The sequence below is a fragment of the Bradyrhizobium sp. 179 genome, assembly GCF_023073535.1.
Classification (GTDB): Bacteria; Pseudomonadota; Alphaproteobacteria; order Rhizobiales; family Xanthobacteraceae; genus Bradyrhizobium.
This window is the reverse complement of the sequence record NZ_JADPJR010000153.1, coordinates 40,786-61,720: the sequence shown is the minus strand read 5'-3', so window position 1 is coordinate 61,720 and position 20,935 is coordinate 40,786. Positions and strand designations below refer to the sequence as shown.

General features: G+C 65.0%; 19 protein-coding genes. 7 read left to right on the top strand and 12 right to left on the bottom strand.

Going from position 1 to position 20,935, the window contains the following annotated elements; translation table 11 throughout:
- Window positions 1-221: 221 nt before the first annotated feature.
- The 6 genes from uxuA to IVB12_RS35355 form a co-directional block, all read right to left on the bottom strand.
- Window positions 222-1,409 carry a mannonate dehydratase gene (uxuA, locus tag IVB12_RS35380; RefSeq protein ID WP_247307063.1) on the bottom strand — a complete coding sequence of 396 codons (1,188 nt, stop codon included), beginning with the start codon at window positions 1,407-1,409 and terminating at the stop codon, window positions 222-224.
- A gap of 16 nt (window positions 1,410-1,425) precedes the next feature.
- Entirely contained in the window at window positions 1,426-2,475 is a 1,050-nt protein-coding gene (locus tag IVB12_RS35375; RefSeq protein WP_247307054.1) for an L-idonate 5-dehydrogenase, read from the bottom strand.
- A complete protein-coding gene (locus IVB12_RS35370; RefSeq protein ID WP_247307052.1) occupies window positions 2,472-3,878 on the bottom strand; it encodes a TRAP transporter large permease in 1,407 nt (468 codons plus the stop codon). The genes IVB12_RS35375 and IVB12_RS35370 overlap by 4 nt, the downstream gene beginning before the upstream one ends.
- A gap of 3 nt (window positions 3,879-3,881) precedes the next feature.
- Window positions 3,882-4,460 carry a TRAP transporter small permease gene (locus tag IVB12_RS35365; protein WP_247278304.1) on the bottom strand — a complete coding sequence of 193 codons (579 nt, stop codon included), beginning with the start codon at window positions 4,458-4,460 and terminating at the stop codon, window positions 3,882-3,884.
- Between the two features lie 111 nt (window positions 4,461-4,571).
- Window positions 4,572-5,549, bottom strand: coding sequence for a sialic acid TRAP transporter substrate-binding protein SiaP (locus IVB12_RS35360; RefSeq protein WP_247307050.1), 978 nt, complete (start codon window positions 5,547-5,549; stop codon window positions 4,572-4,574).
- A gap of 70 nt (window positions 5,550-5,619) precedes the next feature.
- Entirely contained in the window at window positions 5,620-6,432 is an 813-nt protein-coding gene (locus tag IVB12_RS35355; RefSeq protein ID WP_247307048.1) for a FadR/GntR family transcriptional regulator, read from the bottom strand.
- Window positions 6,433-6,574: 142 nt separating this feature from the next.
- Between IVB12_RS35355 and IVB12_RS35350 the strand changes: the two genes are divergently transcribed.
- Together IVB12_RS35350 and IVB12_RS35345 are read left to right on the top strand one after the other, a co-directional pair.
- Window positions 6,575-8,059 (top strand): mannitol dehydrogenase family protein, encoded by a 1,485-nt coding sequence (locus tag IVB12_RS35350; protein WP_247307045.1) that lies wholly within the window; start codon window positions 6,575-6,577, stop codon window positions 8,057-8,059.
- Window positions 8,060-8,153: 94 nt separating this feature from the next.
- Window positions 8,154-8,561, top strand: coding sequence for a nuclear transport factor 2 family protein (locus IVB12_RS35345; RefSeq protein ID WP_247307062.1), 408 nt, complete (start codon window positions 8,154-8,156; stop codon window positions 8,559-8,561).
- A 67-nt stretch (window positions 8,562-8,628) separates the two neighbouring features.
- Here the strand turns inward: IVB12_RS35345 and IVB12_RS35340 are convergent, their stop codons facing one another.
- Complete coding sequence (locus IVB12_RS35340; protein ID WP_247307043.1) at window positions 8,629-9,348, bottom strand: HAD family hydrolase; 720 nt, start codon at window positions 9,346-9,348, stop codon at window positions 8,629-8,631.
- Window positions 9,349-9,496: 148 nt separating this feature from the next.
- On the opposite strand from IVB12_RS35340, the gene IVB12_RS35335 reads away from it, so the two are divergent.
- The 3 genes from IVB12_RS35335 (at window position 9,497) to IVB12_RS35325 (ending at window position 13,116) form a co-directional block, all read left to right on the top strand.
- Window positions 9,497-10,345, top strand: a complete 849-nt coding sequence (locus IVB12_RS35335) for an SDR family oxidoreductase (RefSeq protein ID WP_247307040.1) — start codon at window positions 9,497-9,499, stop codon at window positions 10,343-10,345.
- A 124-nt stretch (window positions 10,346-10,469) separates the two neighbouring features.
- Window positions 10,470-11,738, top strand: a complete 1,269-nt coding sequence (locus IVB12_RS35330; protein ID WP_247307035.1) for a serine hydrolase domain-containing protein — start codon at window positions 10,470-10,472, stop codon at window positions 11,736-11,738.
- 313 nt (window positions 11,739-12,051) lie between these two features.
- Window positions 12,052-13,116: a 2-dehydropantoate 2-reductase gene (locus IVB12_RS35325; RefSeq protein WP_247307032.1), complete on the top strand. Its 1,065-nt coding sequence runs from the start codon at window positions 12,052-12,054 to the stop codon at window positions 13,114-13,116.
- 27 nt (window positions 13,117-13,143) lie between these two features.
- On the opposite strand, the gene IVB12_RS35320 is transcribed toward IVB12_RS35325, so the two are convergent.
- Window positions 13,144-13,314 (bottom strand): hypothetical protein, encoded by a 171-nt coding sequence (locus IVB12_RS35320; RefSeq protein ID WP_247307029.1) that lies wholly within the window; start codon window positions 13,312-13,314, stop codon window positions 13,144-13,146.
- Between the two features lie 394 nt (window positions 13,315-13,708).
- Here IVB12_RS35320 and IVB12_RS35315 point away from each other — a divergent pair, with 394 nt between their 5' ends.
- Together IVB12_RS35315 and IVB12_RS35310 are read left to right on the top strand one after the other, a co-directional pair.
- Window positions 13,709-14,527 (top strand): YkgJ family cysteine cluster protein, encoded by an 819-nt coding sequence (locus tag IVB12_RS35315; protein ID WP_247307025.1) that lies wholly within the window; start codon window positions 13,709-13,711, stop codon window positions 14,525-14,527.
- 104 nt (window positions 14,528-14,631) lie between these two features.
- The gene (locus IVB12_RS35310; protein WP_247307022.1) at window positions 14,632-16,146 is read left to right on the top strand and encodes an ATP-binding protein; all 1,515 of its coding nucleotides are present in this window, start codon (window positions 14,632-14,634) and stop codon (window positions 16,144-16,146) included.
- Window positions 16,147-16,154: 8 nt separating this feature from the next.
- Here IVB12_RS35310 and IVB12_RS35305 read toward each other — a convergent pair whose 3' ends face one another.
- From IVB12_RS35305 to IVB12_RS35290, 4 genes are all read right to left on the bottom strand, one after another.
- Window positions 16,155-17,237 carry a HoxN/HupN/NixA family nickel/cobalt transporter gene (locus IVB12_RS35305; RefSeq protein ID WP_247307020.1) on the bottom strand — a complete coding sequence of 361 codons (1,083 nt, stop codon included), beginning with the start codon at window positions 17,235-17,237 and terminating at the stop codon, window positions 16,155-16,157.
- A 236-nt stretch (window positions 17,238-17,473) separates the two neighbouring features.
- Window positions 17,474-18,214, bottom strand: a complete 741-nt coding sequence (locus IVB12_RS35300) for an ABC transporter ATP-binding protein (protein WP_247307018.1) — start codon at window positions 18,212-18,214, stop codon at window positions 17,474-17,476.
- The gene (locus IVB12_RS35295) at window positions 18,211-19,059 is read right to left on the bottom strand and encodes an ABC transporter ATP-binding protein (RefSeq protein ID WP_247307014.1); all 849 of its coding nucleotides are present in this window, start codon (window positions 19,057-19,059) and stop codon (window positions 18,211-18,213) included. The genes IVB12_RS35300 and IVB12_RS35295 overlap by 4 nt, the downstream gene beginning before the upstream one ends.
- Window positions 19,059-20,882 (bottom strand): ABC transporter permease, encoded by a 1,824-nt coding sequence (locus IVB12_RS35290; RefSeq protein WP_247306996.1) that lies wholly within the window; start codon window positions 20,880-20,882, stop codon window positions 19,059-19,061. The genes IVB12_RS35295 and IVB12_RS35290 overlap by 1 nt, the downstream gene beginning before the upstream one ends.
- Between the last annotated feature and the right edge of the window lie 53 nt (window positions 20,883-20,935).

Here is a 20,935-nt window from a genome sequence, read left to right as displayed (position 1 = left end):
AAAGATCCCACGGTCGGGACGAAGAGCTGGCCTGCAATCGAACAAAGAGCTGATCATAAATCTTGACACACCAAACCCCCATGTGAGCAATCCAGAATCCCTCCGCGAAAAGACTCGGGATTGCTTCGCGGAGCCTGTCCTCGGGCCGCGCTTCGCGCGGACCCGTTGGCTCGCAATGATGGTGTGGATAAACGCCTCCCTAACGGATGAGAAGCGAGCCTCTACCGATGCTGGATCGCGCGGATTGCGCCGCGGAGTTCGGCCAGGCCGCGCAGGCGGCCGATCGCGGTGTAGCCGGGATTGGTGCGCTTGGTAGTGGCGAGATCGTCGAGCATGCGGTGGCCGTGATCGGGACGGAACACGATTCTCTTGTTGGGCGAACGCTGCGCGTTCTCCCTTAACAGCGCCTTGAGCACGGCGATCATGTCGACGTCGCCGTCGAGATGATCGGACTCGTAGAATGAAAGACCATCAGCCTCGCGCTTTGTTGCGCGCAGATGGGCAAAGGCGATGCGAGAGCCAAAGCGCTCCGCCATCGCAGGCAGATCGTTCTCAGACCGAACGCCGAGCGATCCCGTGCACAGGCAGATGCCGTTGGCCTTGGACGGCACGGCGTCGAACAGCGCCTGGTAGTCCTCGGCCGTCGAGGCAACGCGCGGCAGGCCGAACAGCGGGCGCGGCGGATCATCCGGATGCAGCGTCAGCGATACACCGAGCTGCTCGGCGACCGGCGCGACACGGCCCAGGAATTCGGCAAGATGCCGCCGCAGGATCTTTGGCGTGATGTCGCGATACGTCTCGAGCCGATCGCGGAATTGCGGGATGGTCATGGGCTCGGTGGTCGAGCCCGGCAGCGCGCTGGCAATGACCATCACGAGATAGTCGATGTCGGCCTGGCTCATCTTGTCGAACAGCTGTTTCGCGCGGGCCTGCTGCTCCGGCGAATATTCCTGAAGCGCAGCAGGACGCTTGAGGATATGCAGCTCGAAGGCGGCAAAGCGGTCTTGGTCAAAGCGCATGGCGCGGGCGCCGTTCGGCAGCTCCCATTCCAGATCGGTGCGGCACCAGTCGACGACAGGCATGAAATTGTAGCAGATGATCTTGATCCCAGAAGCGGCCACCGCTTCGAGACTCGCGATCCACGCCTCGATCGATTTGGTCGCCTTAGCCCCGAGGCGCTTGACGTCGTCGGGGATCGGAATTGATTCCACCACCGACCAGGTCAGTTGCGAGCGGCCGGGCTGCCCGTTCTCAATGAAATTCTTGCGCTCTTCGACCGCCTTGCGCGTCCAGGCCTCGCCGATCGGCACCTGATGCAGCGCCGAGACAATGTCCGTCGCACCGGCCTGCCTGACATCGTCGAGCGAGACCGGATCGTCCGGCCCGTACCAGCGCCATCCCTCCAGCATCATGCGTTGTCTCCGATCAATTCGCGGTCAGCACGACCTTGACACTCTGCGAGCGGTCGAGTGCCAGCCTGAGCGCATCGGGCGCGGTCGATAGCGGCCGCTCCGCGGTGACCAACGCCAGCACGTCGACGCTGCCGTCCGCAATCAGTTCCACCGCCGTCATGAACTCGAAGCCAAAACGGAACGAGCCGCGCAGGTCGATCTCCTTCGCCATCACCGCGTTCGACGGTGTCGGGATCTGCCCGCCCGGCAGATTGCCGATCTGCACCACGATGCCGCCGCGCCTGACGATGCCGATCGCGCTGGCAAGCCCCGCGGCCGTTCCGGAGACCTCGAAGGCGACATCATAGGAACGCGAAGCCGCCTGCGCCTTCAGACCCTCTTCGCCGCCCGAAACGTTCTCGACATGCGAGGCGCCGAGCCGGCTTGCGAAGGCCAGCGGCGCCGGGGCGATGTCGGCCACCGTGACATCAGTCATACCGGCGCGGCGCGCGGCCAGCATGGTCAGAAGCCCGATCGGGCCGGCGCCGAAGATGATGCCGCGCTTGCCCTCGATGTTACCGGCGCGCGCGACCGCGTGCAGGCAGACCGCGAGCGGTTCGGCCAGCGCTGCGGCCTGATAGGAGACGTGGTCCGGTATCTTCACGCACTGCGCGGGAATCGCGTCGAAATAATTGGCGAAGCCGCCCTGCATGTGCGGCGTCTTCGAGGCCGAGCCCATGAAGTAGATGTTCTCGCAGAGATTCGGCCGCCCCTCGCGGCAGGCGACGCAATGGCCGCACCAGCGCGACGGATTGACGGCGACGCGGTCACCGATCTTCAGGTTCGCTGCGGCGCCGGCGATCTCCACGACCTCACCGGAGATCTCGTGGCCGAGCACCAGTGGCGACTTCACGACGAAATCGCCGGTGCGGGCGTGGCGGAAATAGTGCATGTCCGAGCCGCAGATGCCGCCGGCGCCGAACCGGACGCGCACCATGCCGTCGCTGAGCTTGTCGAGCGGATGCTCGATCATGCGCAGGTCTTCGGGCCCGAACAGGGTTGCGGCAAGAGCAGTGGAAGTCATTTGGAAAGTCCCATGTATTTTGGCAGCCAGAGGGTCAGCTCGGGAATGTAGGTGATCGCGATCAGCGCGAGCATCAGCGGCACCAGCCAGGGCAGGATCGCCACCGTCGTACGCTCGACCGAGAGTTTTGCCACGCGGGCGAGCACGAACAGCACCATGCCGAGCGGCGGGTGCAGCAGTCCGATCATCAGGTTCAGCGTCATGATCAGACCGAAATGGATCGGATCGATGCCGAGCTTGAGCACGATCGGCAGCAGGATCGGCACCAAAATAGTGATCGCCGCCGTGGTGTCGATGAAGCAGCCGACGAACAGGATCAGGACGTTGGCGAGCGCCAGGAACACCCATTTGTTGTGGGTGATGCTGAGCATCCAGTCCGACAACATCTGGGCCGCCTGCGACACCGTCAGCAGCCAGGCGAAGATCGAGGCCGCCGTGACGATGAACAGCACCGAGGCCGTGGTCTCGATAGTGTCGAAGGTCGCCTTGGCGACGGTCTGGAACGTCATGGTGCGATAGCGCACGAGGCCGAGGAACAGCGACCAGATCACCGCGGCGACGGCGGCTTCCGTGGGCGTGAACCAGCCGAGGGTCATGCCACCGATCAGGATCACCGGGGCCATCAGCGCCATCACCGCGGAGAAGTCGAAATACCAGTCGATCACCAGCAGCGCGCCAAGCCCAATCACCACCGCCATGTTGGTCGACATGCCGGCGAGCGTCATCAGCCAGATCGCAAGCGGGAACGACAGCACGATGACGATCTCGAGCCCGGCCGAGCCGAGCTGCGGCCAGGAGAACGGCGTATCGCTGCCCCATTTGTTCTTGTGCGCGAAGTAGGTGACGGTGGCCATCATGAACAGGGTCAGGACGACGCCGGGAATGACGCCGCCGAGGAACAGCGCGCCGATCGAGACGTTCGCCATCATGCCGTAAATCACGAAGGGCAGCGACGGCGGGATGATGGGGCCGAGCGTCGCCGAGGCCGCGGTGACGCCGACCGAAAACTCGGTGGAGTAGCCGTGGTCCTTCATCGCCTTGATCTCGATGGTACCGAGACCGGCGGCATCGGCTATCGCGGTGCCGGACATGCCGGAGAAGATCACCGAGCCGATAATGTTGACGTGGCCGAGGCCGCCGCGCATCCAGCCAACGAGCGCAACCGCGAATTTGTAGATGCGCCCCGTAACGCCGGCGATGTTCATGAGGTTGCCGGCCAGGATGAAGAACGGCACGGCGAGCAGCGGAAAGCTCTCGACGCCGGCGATCATGCGTTGCGCCAGCGTGACGTCGGGCGTCACGCCGCTGACCAGGATGTAGAGCAGCGACGACGCGGCCATGGCGATCGCCACGGGAACGCCGAGCAGCATCAGGACGAGAAAGCCCCCGAGCAACAGCAGCATGGTCTATCCTTCCGATCCGTCATAGGCACCGGGACGTTCGAGGACCGAGTAGCCCTGTCGCCAGTTCTGCATTGCCACCTGCACCGAGCGTGCGAACATCAGCACGAAGCCGAGCAGCACAGCATAATATACGTAGTCCTTGGGAAGATTGATCGTGGTCATCTGCTCGTCGCCGATGATCTGGATGTAGACCCAGACCAGCTTGATGGCATAGCCGAAGAAGACGATCCGGATCAGGTCGATCACCGTCGACAGCGCGCGCGCCACGGGTTGCGGCAGATAGCGGTAGACGAGATCGACCTGGATGTGGCGCGACAGCCGCACGCACATCGAGGAGCCGATGAAGACCACGCCGATCAGGCAGTAGGTCGCGATCTCTTCGGTCCAGGCATAGCTGTCGTTGAGCACGTAACGGGTGAAGAACTGGAGGAAGACGGCAAGCGCCATCACCCAGAAGATCGCGAGCGCCAGCCAGTCCTCGAGCGCGTAGATGCCGAGATCGACCTTCGGCGTCGCCTCTTCCTCGAAAGTATGGGCGATCTCGTCCGCGGTGATCTGCCGGTGGATTTCGGCGGTCGACATGGGTTGCTCCTCGATAGACCTCAACGTCGTTCCGGGGCGACGCGTCAGCGTCGAACCCGGAACCTCGAGATTCCGGGTTCTCGCTCGCGAGCCCCGGAATGACAGCCACTGCTATTTGACTTCCTGGATTTTTTCCCAGTCGGCCTTGCGGTAACCAAAAGTCTCGAACGCAACGTTCTTCAGCACGGCGTCGCGGAACTCGTTCTTGTCGACTTCGGTCACGCTCAAGCCCTTCTCTTTGAAGAAGGCGACGAGCTTGGCCTCGTTCTGCTTGATCTCCTCGGTGGCCCTGGCGGCCGCCTCCTGCGCGACGTCGGTGAAGATCTTCTTGTCGTCGTCGCTGAGCTTCTTCCACAGCGCGCCCGCAATCACGGTGTTGAGGTGGTCGACGATGTGGCCGGTCAGCACGATGTGCTTCTGCACCTCGTAGAACTTCTTGGCCTCGATCGTGGTCAGCGGATTCTCCTGCGCCTCGACGGTGCCGTTCTGGAGCGCGAGATAGACTTCGGCGAACGCGATCGGCGCGGTGTTGGCGCCGCAGGCGCGCGGCATTGCGAGATAGGCCGGCACGTCGGGCACGCGCATCTTCAGGCCCTTCATATCGGCGCAGGTCTTGATCGGCTTGTTCGACGAGGTCTGGCGCACGCCGTAATAAGTCACCGCGACGATGTGATGGCCGCTCTTGTCCTCGTAGCCCTTGGCGAGCTCCTTGAAGATGTCGCTCTTGGTATAGGCGAGAAGATGGTCGGCGTTGCGGAAAGTGTAGGGATAGTAGGTCACGCCGATCGGCGGGAAGCTCTTGGCCGCAAAGCTGGAGCCGGAGATGATGATGTCGACCGAACCGAGCGAGAGCCCCTGGTTGATGTCGGCTTCCTTGCCGAGCTGTGAGGCCGGATAGACCTCGATCTGATAGCGGCCATTGGTGCGCTTGCCGATCTCCTGCGCGGCCCAAACCGATGCGGTGTGGAACGGCTCCGAGGTCTCATAGACATGGGCCCATTTGAGCTTGGTCTGCGCCATGCCTGCATTGGTCGCAGCCAGCAGCGCGGCGGCGGAGAGCGCCGCGGCAATCGTCATCTTCTTCAACATCGACTTTTCCTCCATCGTTCAAGTCTGCTTCTTGTTCGCCCGCCCCAAAGCGGAAGCGAGCCGCCCAATCTCATCGCCGTCGTGCGCTGCTGCTCGCAGCCCGCTTCTTCGGCGCATGTTTCGGTTTTGACGGTTTTGCCCCGGCTCGCTCCGTGCGGCTGGGTCCGGACGAGGATCCCACCGCGTTCTCGGCGCCAAAATTCTGCGCGAAGCGTTCCTGGGAGCGCGCCAGATGATTGCGCATGGCAACGCGCGCGGCCTGCGGATCATGCGCCGCGATTGCATCGCGCACCGCGCGATGTTCGTCGAGCGCCGCCCGCCACGTGCCCGGACTCTCGAAATAATGCGCAAGCTGGGCGAAATAGGGATTGAGGCGCTGATCGAACAGCTCGCCGACCACGCGCACCAGAACGGCGTTGCCGAGGCTCCCGGCGATCGCGATGTGAAACGCGCGATCATGGACCATCGAGGCTTCGCCGGGATGCTCGACCTTCTCCATCGCGACAAGAGACGCATCGATGCGGGCGATGTCGTCCTTGGTCGCCACGCGCGCGGCCTCTTCGGCGACGGCGCTTTCCAGGAATTCGCGGGCGCGCAGCAGCTCAAACGGGCCCTCGATGACGCATGCGGGTGCCGGTGCCGCAACGGCGGCGGGCTCGATCACGTAGATGCCGGACCCGACCCGGATGCGGAGGCGGCCTTCGACCTCGAGCGCGATCAAAGCTTCGCGCACCGTCGGCCGCGATACCTTGAGCTGTTCGGCGAGTTCGCGCTCGGTCGGCAAGCGGCTGCCGACGGCGTACTCGCCGCTGTCGATCAGGCTTCGCAATTGATCGGCGACCTGGCGATAGAGCCGTCTCGCCTCCACAGCTTCCAGCGGCACGCTGGTCCTCCCGAACGGGTCGCGAGGCACCTCGTGTACCCGCGGCCGGCCAATTTTGGAAAATTGGTCTTACCAATTGACCGGAGCATTGACCGAGGACAGGCGCCATGTCAAGCAGCGGCAAAGCAAAGGGGAGACGTCCATGCGCCTTCGTTCAACGCGCCTTGGCCGCACCAATCTCGAGCGGCTGCCGCCCGGCATCCGCCGCCCGGCCTATGACCGTTCCCGCGTCACGCCGGGCGTCGTGCATCTGGGCTTGGGAGCGTTTCACCGTGCACACCAGGCCGTCGTCATCGACGACTGCCTTGCCGCAGGCAGCGCGTCCTGGGGTATCGTCGGCGCGAGCCTGCGCAGCCCGGACACGCGCGACGCCCTTGCCCCACAGGACCACCTCTACACACTTGCCATACGATCGGCCGAAGGCACCGAGCACCGCGTCATCGGCGCGCTGCTCGACAGCGTCGTCGCTCGCGAGGATCCGGCACGGCTGGTCGGGCGCATGGTCGATCCCGCCATTCGCATCGTGTCCCTGACCGTCACCGAGAAGGGCTATTGCCACACGCCGCAAACCGGCGATCTGGACGAGCGGAATCCCGACATCGTGCACGATCTCAACAATTTCGGCGCACCGCGCTCGGCGCCGGGCTTCATTGTGGCTGCGCTGGCGCGCCGCCGGGCGCAGGGTCTTCCACCCTTCACCGTGCTGTGCTGCGACAACCTCGCCGCCAACGGCCACACCGTGCAGCGGATCGTGACGCAGTTCGCCGCGCTGCGGTCGAAAGAGCTCGGCAAGTGGATCGCGGATGCAGTCGCTTTCCCCTGCACGATGATCGACCGCATCGTGCCGGAAACCACAGACGCCGACCGGGATGCGGTGTCATCCGCGCTGGGCTTTTACGACGCATGGCCCCTGATGACCGAGCCGTTCACGCAATGGGTGGTCGAGGACCGCTTCACCGCGGGCCGGCCCGATCTCGCCGCCGCAGGCGTCGAGCTCGTCAGCGACGTCAAGCCGTTCGAGCTGATGAAGCTGCGGCTGCTCAACGCCAGCCATTCGGCGCTGGCCTATCTCGGCTATCTCTCAGGCTACGAGACCATCGCCGACACCATGCAGGACCCGCATTTCGCCCGTCTTGCCGCGCAGGTGATGGAAGAGGCCGCGGTGACGCTGACAATGCATTCAGGCACGGACCTCGCCGCCTATCGCGCCTCGCTGCTCAAGCGCTTCGCAAATCCTGCACTTCACCACCGCACCTGGCAGATTGCGATGGACGGCTCGCAAAAGCTCCCACACCGCCTGCTCGGCGCGATGCAGGATCGCCTGCGCAAGGATTTGCCGATCGCAACCCATGCGCTCGCGGTGGCCGGCTGGATGCGCTACGTCACCGGCCTCGACGAGCAGGGCCGCGCGATTGACGTGCGCGATCCGCTCGCCGGCGAATTCGCCGCACTGGCGCGCGAGGCAGGTCCCATCGCGGAACGGCTCGCGCCCGCAATGCTCGGGGTCGCCAAGGTGTTCGGACCTTTTGGCGCAGAGCCGCGCCTGCGCGAGGCCGTGACTTCGGCGCTCGGCCGTCTCTACCAGGATGGCGCACGGCGGGCGGTGGCGGCGCACGTTTGGGCGTGACCACAACGCGCGCAGCATCTTGAATGCTGCACCGCGGTCAACGCCGACGGAAGTCGCGCTTGATTTTTGCCTGCCATTGCCGCACCCGGGAGGCATGGCAAAAGACAGCAAGGTCATCGCTGCGAACGCGGCCTTCTACGCCGCCTTTTCGGCCGGCAATTTCAACGAAATGGAGCGGATGTGGGCGGATGATGACGCCATTTCCTGCATTCATCCCGGCTGGCCGGCCATTATCGGGCGGGCCACCGTGATCGGAAGCTGGCGCGACATCCTGCAGAATCCGCAGCGGCCGCAGATCGTCTGCGCCGAACCGCAGGCCATCGTCGACGGCGACAGCGCGCGCGTGCTCTGCATCGAGATCGTCGACGGCACCGCTTTGGCGGCGGCGAACCATTTCCGCCGCGTCGGCGACGGCTGGCTCCTGGTGCATCACCAATCGAGCCCGATCGCGCAGATTGTCGAGCAGGCCGAAGAGGATAGCCCGAGCCACCGCGTCCACTGAAGACGATGATCACGCAGGCGTGATCTACTGTGCATGGGGTTGTTTTGCGAGTTTTTTGTTTAGCACCTCATCCAAGCCTCGACAGATCGTCCAGCACGACCCGCGCAGCGCTGAAATCATCGTCCCCGAAGAACATGCTGCGCGTGATCAGAACCGGTATGCCGGCTCGTGAGGCCGCGATCAGGCCATTCGCGGAGTCTTCGATCGCCACACAATCGTGCGCAGTCAGCTTCAGCCGTGCCAGGACCTCGAGATAGACGTCCGGTGCAGGCTTCTTGTGCCGCACGTCGTCGCCGGCAACGATCGCGTCGAAAACCCTTGCCCAGCCCGGCCCCAACGCCTGCGAGAGCAGTGCGTCGATATTGCCGTGAGAAGTGGTGGTCGCGATCGCGAGCCGCTGGCCGCGCGCCCTCGCGGCGGCGAGCAGCTCCGCCACGCCCGGCCGCAACGGACAGCAGCCGGTCTCGACCAGCTCGGCATAATGGGCGGTCTTGATGCGATGAAGCTCCGCGATGTCCTCGTCCGCCAATGGCTGGGCGATCCGCAGCCTTGCATGGTAGGCGCGCATACGTTCCTTGCCCCCGGTCACCCGCAGCAGGTCCTTGTAGACGGCGCGGTCCCATTCCCAGCCGAGCCCGTGGCGCAAGAAGGCATGATTGAACGCCTGCCGGTGCAGCTCCTCCGTTTCGGCGAGCGTCCCGTCGACATCGAAGATGAGCGCGGCGGCGCGCCGGATCAGGTCGGCAGCATTGCATGCTACCGGCGTGGCGGATGCTTCTGCCTGCATGATCGATGATTTCTCCTATCGCCCAGGTGACCATCGCCCGCGGCCGCAGGTGAGACAAATTGCAATATCTTTTGCCGGCCCCAAAAATCTCTTATGAGCAGAGGGGCGCAGGTAGCGCGACGGGAACCCCGACCAGCACGGCAGAGGCATGCGGCTCTTCATCCTTGGCATCGGCTATAGCGCCAGGCACTTCGTCCGCAGGTTCGGCGGCGCCTTCTCGCACCTCGCCGGTACCGTGCGCAATCCCGGGCAGCGGGATGATCTCACCAACATCGAGGTGCAAGCCTTTTCCGGGAGTGATCTGGATCGCACCACGGTCGAACGCATCAGCGACGCCGACGTCCTTCTCATATCGATCCCGCCCGGCCGCTCCGGCGATCCCACTGTCACCGGCCTTGCGGACGTAGTGGCGGCAGGTCGCCGCAAGGTCGTCTATCTCTCGACCATCGGCGTGTATGGCGATCACGGCGGCGGATGGGTCGACGAGAGCACCCCGCCACAGGCGATGTTCGAACGCACGCGGATGCGGCTCGCGGCGGAGCAAGCCTGGACGGAGGCAACAGGCGGCGCTGCCGCGATCCTCAGGCTTGCGGGCATCTATGGTCCCGGCCGCAATGCGCTCCTGACCCTGCGTGCGGGAACGGCCCGGCGCATCATCAAGCCGGGACAGGTCTTCAACCGCATCCACGTCGACGACATCGCGAGCGCCATCATGGCCGCTGTCCGTCACCCGAACGGCGGCACCTGGAACGTGTGCGACGACGAGCCCGCGCCGCCGCAGGACGTGATCGCCTACGCCGCGCAGCTGATGGGCGTTGCACCGCCGCCAGAAGAAGCGTTCGCGACAGCCGAGATGTCGGCGATGGCCCGCAGCTTCTACGCCAGCAGCGCCCGGGTCTCCAACGCGAAACTTAAGCGCGAGCTCGGCGTCACGCTTGCTCACCCGACCTACCGGCACGGCCTCGATGCGCTGTGGCGCGCCGGTGAAGGACGATAGGTTCCGGCATCTCCGGCGCGTCCCAGACATGTTCTGCCCGCGCTTGACTCCGCTCGGTCGCGGACGTGTGATCTCGGCATTCGCGAGCCACTGCATAACGAGCTCGCGCCTTTGGGAGGACGCAATGAACAAGACGATCGCCATGATCGCGGCGGCGGCTGCCGCCATCGCGTTCGGTACGGCCAGTGCCGCGCCGCTGCCGGAAGCCAATCCCGACGATGTCGGCTTCTCCAAACAGGGCCTTGCACGCCTCGACAGTTTCTTCGCGCGCGAGATCGCCGCCAAGCGCGTACCCGGCGCGGTCGTCGCGGTGGCGCGAGACGGCAAGCTCGTGCACTACAAAGCTTACGGCATGCTTGATCCAGACAAGAGCACGCCGATGCCTGTCGACGCGATCTTCGCGCTGGCCTCGATGACCAAGCCGATGGCAGCGGTCGCCGGCCTGACGCTGATGGAAAAAGGCCAGTTGCCGCTTCAGGCCAAGCTGTCCGACTACTATCCGGGCTTTGCCGACATGAAGGTCGGCGTGCACCAGGCGGACGGATCGCTCAAGCTCGAGCCGCAGGCCTCGCCGATCTTCATCCATGATCTCTACCGGCATACGTCCGGGCTGATGTATGGCGGCCGCCCCGACAGCTCCAGTCCGGTGGCGCGGCAATATCCCGATGGCATAGCGCCTGCGATCGAAGGCGACACCCAGGCCTTCATCGATCGCATCACAAAACTGCCGCTGGCGCATCAGCCCTCGACTGAGTTCGAATACGGTTTTTCGATCGACGTGCTTGGTGCTGTGGTCGAGAAGGTGAGCGAGCAGAAGCTCGGTGATTATCTCGCTGCCAACGTCTGGCAGCCGCTCGCCATGAAGGACGCGACCTTCCACCCGACGGACGCACAGCGCCCTCGCCTCGCCCGCCCGTTCGCCAATGATCCGCTGACCGGCAAGCCCCAGGCGATCAAGCTTTTGGACACGCCGACTAAATTCGACTGTGGCGGTGCCTGCGCGTTCGCGACGATCGGCGACTACGTCCGTTTCGGGCAGATGCTGCTCAACGGTGGCGAGCTCGATGGCCAGCGCATTCTCTCCCCCAAGACCGTGCATCACATGACGGCCAACCATCTCGGTCCCGAGATCAAGAACAACGTGGCGAACATCGAGCCGCATCGCGGCGGCTTCGGCTTTGGCCTTTCGGTTGCGGTCCGCACCAGCGAGGGGCTGTCGTCGGTCCCCGGCAATCCCGGCGAGTTCACCTGGAATGGCGCCTTCGGGACGCAGTTCTTCTGCGATCCCAAGGAGCGTCTCGTCGTCGTCGTCGGAACGGCGGCGCCGGGCGAGCTCAGGAAATATTATCGCGAACAGGTCCAGGACATCGTTTACGGCGCGATGGTGAAGTGAGATCGGCACGCGGAAATTTAAATGGCGGCCGAACGGGCCGCCCTTTAGCATCTAACGTCAGCTCGGGACTCCGTACGTCTTGCGCTCATCGCGACACATGATCGCCCCTCTCGGTTGAGCCGGGATATGGGGCGATAGAAGCTGCCCGCCGGGCGAGCGCCTCCGGATTTCGCTTTTCGCACCATCCGTCTATCGGTGCCCCCTTGTATGCATTATCCCAGTTGCCATCCCCACGCACTTCGCTTTACATGCCCGCAATTCCCCCTCCGGACGGAGGAGGGGACAAAACTGCACGACTGCCAAGGGACGAAATATGGCGCGTAACATCCTGATTCTCGGAGCTTCTTACGGCTCCCTGCTGGGCACGAAGCTCTTGATGGCTGGGCATAACGTGACCCTGGTGTGCCGCGCCAAGACCGCGGAGCTGATCAATCGGGACGGTACCGAGGTGCGCATCAAGTTGCGCGACGAGGCGGTGCACCGGGCGATCTTCTCGCGCGACTTGCCCGGCAAGCTCGACGCGGTGACGCCGGCCAATGTCGACCTCTCGCGCTACGACCTGGTCGGCCTCGCCATGCAGGAGCCGCAATACACCAACCACACGGTGCGCGTTCTCATGGTCAAGATCGCCGCGGCGAAGCTGCCGTGCCTGTCGATCATGAACATGCCGCCGCTACCCTATCTGAAGCGGATTCCGGCCCTCGCAGACATGGATCTCGAGGAGGCCTACACCAATGCGCAGGTGTGGGAGCGCTTCGAGCCGGGGCTGGTGACGCTGTGCTCGCCCGACCCGCAGGCATTCCGTCCGCCGGAAGAGGCGGCGAACGTGCTCCATGTCGGCCTGCCCACGAACTTCAAGGCATCGGTATTCGCAGACGAGAAGCACAACAAGCTGCTGCGCGAGCTCGAAGCCGACATCGACGCGGTGACACTCGACGGCCAGGACGTGCCGGTGAAGCTGAAGGTGTTCGACTCGTTGTTCGTGCCGCTGGCGAAATGGTCGATGCTGCTGACTGGCAATTACCGCTGCATCACGCCGAATGAGCCGCAGTCGATCCGCGATGCCGTCCATGGCGACCTCGCGCGCTCGCAGACGATCTACGATCATGTCGATGCCATCGCCCGCCGCCTCGGCGCCGACCCGCAGGACCAGGTGCCGTTCGCCAAATATGCCAAGGCCGCCGAAAGCCTGCTCAAGCCGTCGTCGGCCGCCCGCGCGGTCGCGAGCGGCGCGCCCTTCATCGAGCGCGTCGACTTGCTGGTGAAGCTGATCTCGCATCAGCTCGGTGTGCCCAATGCCGAGATCGACCGCACGGTCGACACCGTGGACCAGAAGCTCAACGAGAAGATCGTGCAGGGCGGATCCGGCGCGCAGTAGGGGCGCCGCTTCCAGCGACATCGGCGCTCAGGCGCTGCGAGCGAATCGAATCCAGATCAGGCCGGTCACCGCGACCAGCGCGACCGCGCCGGTGCGCGTGACCAGGTCGGGATGCCCAAGACGACGGGCGCCACGGCCGAGCGTTGCACCAAACGTCACCCACGCTGCGCCCGCCGTGGCGATCTGAACCAGCATCACTGCAGGTTCGGCGTACGACCTGTTCCCGGTGTTGCGCAAACTCAACGATAGTCGTCGCATCTCGATTGGTCACGCGGTCCGGTCGCCTTCACATCGCGCCGACGCGCAGGCCGCTGATATCACGACTGCGTGAGACGACGGCATGCCGCCCGTCATATCCCGGCGCTCCGCGAGCAAAGCGAGCCGATTCGACGCGAATGAGCTCTCCTTTACGTGCTGGCCCTTCATTCGCGCAGACGTTGCATGCACGTGGGACAGGTTCGGCTTATTGCCCAGCCGACAGAGAGATGAGCAACATATCTTTCTAGGTCAAGTGTCTACAATCTGTTTGCCGGTCTGTTGTCCGGCCCAAACGCAATGCACGGCTGAGAGAACCAGAACAAGAACAACAACAATGGATCAGGCGATGCTGAGCGTCGTCCGCGCGGTCGAGGCAGGCGCGACGACGATGAAGGGCGTGATCGACGCAACCGGACTGTCCCGTCTCAAGATCGAGCGGGCGTTGACCGCACTGGAGAAGCAGAAGCTGCTGGTGCGCGACGGCCAGGGCTTTCGCGCGACCGGCCTGCCGAAGGCGGCCCGCCCTGCCCGGCAATGCGGATCGTGCAACGCCTGCTGCGATATCCTCGAAGTCGCCGGCGTCGACAAGCCGGTGAACCAGCTCTGCAAATATTGGCAGGCCGGCACCGGATGCACCATCTACGATCGCCGCCCGCAAATGTGCCGGTCGTTCGTCTGTGCCTGGCTGCAGGGCCATCTCGACGACGACTGGTTTCCGGCGAAGTCGGGCATCGTGGTGCATTTCAGCCAGGACGCCGTCAACGTCACGGTGGACGACGATTGTCCCGACCGCTGGCGCGAGGAGCCGTATTTCAGCAAGCTTGTCGAATGGTCGCTGAACGGCGTCAGGCGAATCGGAAACCGCGGCTATGCGACCCTCGTCGTGTCCGGCACAGAGCGGTTCCTGCTGCTCGGACGCACCATTGTTCCGGAGCCGACGCTGTTCGGCACTGCGTTCGTGCCGCTCACCGCCGACACTTTCCGGTTCTGGCGGGCGACGTCGCCCGAGCATTTGCAGCGGCTGCATGAGCGCATCGCCGAGATCGAACGGATCAGGCAGGAATTCGGCTCCTGCGCCATTCCCGAGAACGAGGACGACAATCCGCATCCGCCATATCGGCCCGCGCTTTTACGGTTGTCGCATCGCGCCTGAACTCCGCCGTGGGCAACGCGGCCTGATTCGCGCGGTAGCGCTCGACGCGCCCCGGCGGGGTTGATAAGCCCCTGTCCGCGAATGACGGGACTTGAGTCGGGGACATGACAGTTGCGATCGAGATGGGGCAGACCACGGCAGGCGCCGCGGCGGCCATGGACCTCGAGGAGCTGCTGGCGACCCGGCTCCTGGTGCAAGGCAATTCGGGCTCCGGCAAATCACATCTGTTGCGGCGGCTCTTGGAACAGAGCGCGCCCTGGGTGCAGCAGGCCATCATCGATCCCGAGGGCGACTTCGTCACGCTGGCCGATCGCTTCGGCCATCTGGTGATCGAGGCCGAGGATCACACCGAGCGCGGCCTTCAGGTCGCCGGCGAGCGCGCGCGGTTGCATCGTGTCTCCACCGTGCTCAATCTCGAGGGGCTCGATGCCGAGAACCAGATGCGGCGCGCCGCGGCGTTCCTCGGCGGGCTGTTCGACGTCAATCGTGACCATTGGTACCCGATGCTGGTGGTTGTCGACGAGGCACAGCTGTTTGCGCCGGCGGTTGCGGGCGAGGTCTCGGACGAAGCGCGCAAACTGTCGCTCGGCGCGATGACCAATCTGATGTGCCGCGGCCGCAAGCGCGGGCTCGCCGGCATCATCGCGACCCAGCGGCTGGCGAAGCTTGCCAAGAACGTCGCGGCGGAAGCCTCCAACTTCCTGATGGGACGGACCTTCCTCGACATCGACATGGCGCGCGCCGCCGACCTGCTCGGCATGGAGCGGCGGCAGGCCGAAACCTTTCGCGATCTCGAACGTGGCCAGTTCATGGCGCTGGGGCCTGCGCTATCGCGCCGTCCCCTGCGTTTGAACATCGGCCCGACCACTACCTGCCCGCGCAATTCCACGCCGCGGCTGATGCCGCTGCCGGAAGCGACGCTGGAAGACGCGCGCGCCGTGATCCTGGCCGCGCCGCCGCCCGACGCCAGCCGGCCGCAGCGCCGGCCCGCGCCGGATCTGCTCGAGCAGCTCCGCGCCGCGAAAGCGGCAGCTACGCCGGAATCGCATGCGGAACCGATCGCGCTGCCGGTCAGCGCTGAAGAGCTCGCTGAACGGCGCGAGCGCGTGGATCGTACCCTTCGTGCCGTGCTCGCCGGGCCCGATGCCGGCTTCCGCGCCATCGGCGTGCTCTATCAGGAATTCGTGGTCCGCTGCCGCATCGAGGGGCTCGGCGCGGCGGTGCCTGATCTCAACGAATTCCGCCGCATGCTGACGCACGCGCGCGCCGGGCTCGGCACCGATTTGGCTGAGGACGACGCCTGGCAGGACGTGTCGCTGCGCGCCTCGATCCTGCCCGACGACATGCAGGGCGTGTTCATGATGATCGCGAGGGCGGCGAAGGAAGGCTGGCCGTGTCCCGGCGATGCCGCGATCGCGCGCGCCTATGGCTCGCATTCACTGCGCCGCGCGCAGCGCCTGCTTAGCTATATGGAGGAGCAAGGCCTGATCGTCTGCCAGCTCGACGGTGCCGGACGCCGGATCGTGACGCTGGTGGAGCTCGCCTGGGCGACGGCGCCGGGCGATCCCAATGGCGATGATATGCCAGCGGAGCCGGCGCAAAGCGCGGCCGCGCTCTAAGCCTGGATTCAGCGTCTCATCACCGACGCCGCCTCGGCCGCATCGAAGCCGCGCCCCGCATTGCTCCCGTTCTCCGCGAACATGCGGCGATAGAGCAAAGCGGAGACGAGCCAGGCGACCGCGAACAGCGCGATCACGACGAAGCCGAAATTCGCCAGCGATTCGTTAAGACCATCGACCACCGCCCACACGCCGCCGGCCAAGCCGAGACGATCGCTGATCAGGCCAAGCGCTTCGATGCCGCCGATCAACAGTGCGATCGCGACCGAGGCCCCCGTGATCGTAAGATTGTACCAGAGCTTGCGTAAGGGATCGACGAAGGCCCAGCGATAGGCACTCACCATCAACGCGGAGTCAGCAGTGTCGACCAGCGCCATGCCCGCGGCGAACAGCGCCGGGAACACCAGGACATCGGCGAGCGAGGTACCACGCGCGGCTTCGCTGGCGGAAATGCTGAGCAGGCCGATCTCGGTCGCGGTATCGAAGCCGAGGCCGAACAGGAAACCGAGCGGATACATGTGCCAGGGTTTCGTCACCAGGCGGAACATCGGGCCAAGCAGCCGCGCCAGGATGCCGCGATTGGCGAGCAGCGCATCGAGGCCCGCGGCGTCGTGAACGCCCTGCTCGCGCGCCCTGCGAAACGTCCGCCACAAGCCTGCGAAGATCGCGAGATTGATGGCCGCGATCATGAGCAGGAACAGCGCCGAGACCGACGTGCCAATCAGGCCGCCGATCTCCTTGAGCAGGCTGTCGCCGCCGAGGCTCACCACGCCGAGCGCGAGCAACATGGTCGCGACCACCACGACGGTGGAATGGCCCAGCGCGAAATAGAGGCCGACGCTGCGCGGCCCGCCGCCCACCTGCATCAGCTTGCGCACGACGTTATCAATGGCGGCGATGTGGTCGGCATCGACGGCGTGGCGGAGCCCGAAGACCCAGGCCAGCAGCGCGGTCGCCATCACCGTCGGCCGGTCGCCGAACAGCGCGAAGGCCCAGGTCCACGCGGCGATGTTGGCGGCGATGAGCCCGCTGAACAGCAGCGCAGCTCCGGGCTCGACCGCCCGCAAAGACCATCTCGTCACGACAACCATTCCGTCCGTTGCACGCCCCGTCGCGCCACCGGTATGATCTTTTCACAAGATGATCACACTGACCAGTGCAATCCCCGAGGGACAACACGGTTCTGCAGCAGCGCATGCAGCCATCCTTCGAGACCCCCGCTCGCGCGGGCCCTCGAGGATGACGTCTTGTTTTGCGACCAAGCCCTGGGCCCTCATGGTGAGGAGCCCGCCATAGCGGCCGTCTCGAACCATGAGATCGGCTCGCTCTACGCCGCCTCGGAACCGCCTAGATAGGCGTCGCGGATGCGGGGATCGTCTTTCAGTGTCCGCGCCGGGCCGGAGAGCACGATCTTGCCGGTCTGGAGCACATAGGCTTCATGAGCGATCTCGAGCGCAAGGCTGGCATTCTGTTCGACCATGAACACTGAGACGCCGTCCTGGTTGATGGTACGGATCAGCTCGAGCACGCGATCGACATAGAGCGGCGACAGGCCCATGGTCGGCTCGTCCATCACGATCATGCGGGGACGGCTCATCAGCGCCCGCGCCATCGCCACCATCTGCTGCTCGCCGCCGGAGAGCGAGCCGGCGCGCTGCGACAGCCGCTGGCCGAGCTTCGGGAACAGCATGAGCATCCTGTCGAGATCCTGGGCCACGACATCGCGGTCGTTGCGCACGAATGCGCCCATCAGGATGTTCTCGCGCACGCTCATGTCCGCGAACAGCCGCCGCGCCTCCGGCACCGAGGCGATGCCGCGACGGACGATCTGCGGCGTGGTCAGCCCGATGAGCGAGGCACCGTCGAACGTCACATCACCGGAGCGCGGCTTCACCAAGCCCAGAATGATCTTCATCGTCGTCGACTTGCCGCTGGCATTGCCGCCGAGCAGGCAGACGATGTGACCGCGCGCGACCGATATCGAGAGGTCGAAATGCACCTGGGCCTGGCCGTAGAAGGTGTTGACATCGGACAATGCCAGCAACGGCTCCGTCGAGGAGTTCGTCATGCCGCGCTCTCCTGCTCCGCCTTTCCGGAGAGACCATGGCCGAGATAGGCCTCGATCACCTTGGGATCGCTCCGCACCTGTTCGCCCGGGCCTTCCGCGATCTTCTTGCCCTCGTCCATGACAATGACGCGGTCCGACAGGCGCATCACCATTTCCAGCTTGTGCTCGATCAGGAGGATGGTCAGCCCCTCCGCCTTGAGCTCGGCGACGAGGGCCTGCATCTCCGCAGTTTCAGTTGGGTTCATGCCGGCGGTCGGCTCGTCCAGTAGCAGTAGGCGCGGCTTCAGCGCCAGCGCACGCGCGATCTCGATACGGCGGCGGTTGGCGTAAGAGAGGCTATAGGCCGGCTGTTCGATCCGCGGCAGCAGCCGTTCGCCGAAGCGGGCGAGAATGGTCTTCACCTCTTCGCGCAGCCGCTCCTCCTCCGCTTTGACGGTTGCGGGCCGCAGCAGCGCAAGGCCCAGCTCCAGCAGCGGACCGATCACCGGCACGGCCGGCTTCACCGCACGCAGCCGCGTATGCGCGCCGATCAAGACGTTGTCCATCACGCTGAGATTGCCGAAGACGCGACCGAGTTGGAACGTGCGCGCGATGCCCTGGCCGGCGAGCCGCTCCGGCGACAGGCCGGTGATGCCCTGCCCTGCGAAGCTGACAGTACCGGCGTCGGGCCGATCGAGACCGGTCACGAGATTGAACAGCGTCGTCTTGCCGGCGCCGTTCGGGCCGATGATGCTGATCAGCTCGCCTCTGGCGAGATCGAGATCGATGGCATCGACTGCGGTGAGACCCCCGAAGCGACGCGTCAGGCCGCGCAGGGACAACATGGGCAGGTGCTGCTCCGCCATCAGATCGTCCCCAGCAGGCCCTGCGGCCTGAACCGCACGAGCAGCAGCAGCACGATGCCGTAGATCAGGATTCGATACTCCGCCGCGATCCGGAAGACCTCGGGCAGGCCGACCAGCGCCACCGATCCGAGAATTGCGCCGACGACATTGCCGAGGCCGCCGAGGATCACGACGGTTAGCGCCAGAATGGATTGCTGCGTGTTGAAGGTCTCGTGGTTGATGTAGGAATAGAGATGCGCGGCGATGCCGCCGCTGACGCCGGCAGCGAAGCCGCCGAAGATGAAGGCGAGCGATTTGTAGCGGTTGAGGCTGAGGCCATAGGCGCGCGCGGCGATGTCGTCATCGCGGATGGCACGAAAACTGCGGCCGAGATGCGAGGTCAGCAGACGCCCCTGCAGCAGCGCCAGCACGACCATCACCGCAAGGCTGAACCAATAGACCGACGATGGGCTGATCAGGTCGTAGCCGAACAGCGATAGCGGCGGAATGCCGGAGATGCCGATCGGGCCGCGCGTGACGCTCTCCCAGTTTAGGATCACCAGCGACACGATCTCGCCGATGGCGAGCGTTGCGATCGACACGTAGTGCCCGCGCAGGCGGAACGACGGCGAGATCAGGAGCGTACCGAGCGCAGCGCTCATCAGGCCACCACCGATGATGGCGAGGCCGACCGGCACAGAGAAGGTCAGCGACAGCAGCGCGGCGGTGTAGGCGCCGATCGCCAGCAGCGCGGCATGGCCGAGCGAGACCTGGCCCACAGTCCCCGCAACCAGCGTCAGGCTGAGCGCGAGCATGCCGAGCAGCCAGGCATTGATCAGCGTCTGGAGCACGTAGAACGACACCGGGAACAGCGGCAGGATCGCGAACCCACCGATTGCAAGCGCCAAGGCCCAGCGCGGAATGCGCACAGGACGGCTCGGCGCGATGAAGGTGCCGGTGAGCGGCTCCGGCGGCGCCTGCCGCGCACTCGCGAACAGCCCGTTCGGCCGCAGCACGAGCACGACGACCAACAACAGGAATGCGAACAGATTGCGATAGCTGGTACCGAACACGGCAACGCCGTAGCTCTCGACCAATCCCAGCAGCAGGCTACCGACCACCGCGCCTGGCACGTTGCCGGCGCCGCCGACGACTTCCGCGACCACGCCCTTGAGCGTGGCCTGAAGGCTCATCGCGGTGTCGATCTGATTGTAGTACATGCCGACCAGCATGCCGGAGACCCCGCCGAGCGCCGCTGCAATGCCGAATACGGCCTGATTGACGCGGTTGACGTCGACGCCCATCTGCATGGCGGCGTCACGGTCCTGCGCGGTGGCGCGCACCGCCCAGCCGAGCTTGGTGTAGCGCAGAAACACGAACAGCAGCAGCGCGCTGGTGATGCCAACGCCGGCGATGAGCAGATCAAGCGGTCCGATCGTGCCGTTGCCGACCTGGAAGCGGACGTCCGGCAGCTGGCTCGGGAGCGCACGCGGATTGGGCGAGAAGGTCAGCATCACCAGCTGATCGAGCACGAAGCTGATGCCGATCGTCGCCAACAGCGGCGCGATACGCACCGAGTTCTGCAGCGGACGGAGGCCGAACCGCTCGATGATCAACCCGACGATCGCGGCAGCGACCGCAACCACGATGATGGTGAGCGGCAGCGGAGTATGCAGCTGCACCACCGCGACCCAGCCGATATAGGCGCCGACGAGATAGATCGAGCCTTGCGCAAAGTTGATCAGCCGGCTGACGCCGAAGATCAGCGCGAGCCCGACCGCAACGAGGGCGTAGACATTGCCGACGATCAGCCCGTTGATCGTGTAGTCGAGCCAGGAAGCCACGCAGCATTTCCAATCAGAGGAAGGGGACCGGAGCGATCGCTCCGGTCATCATT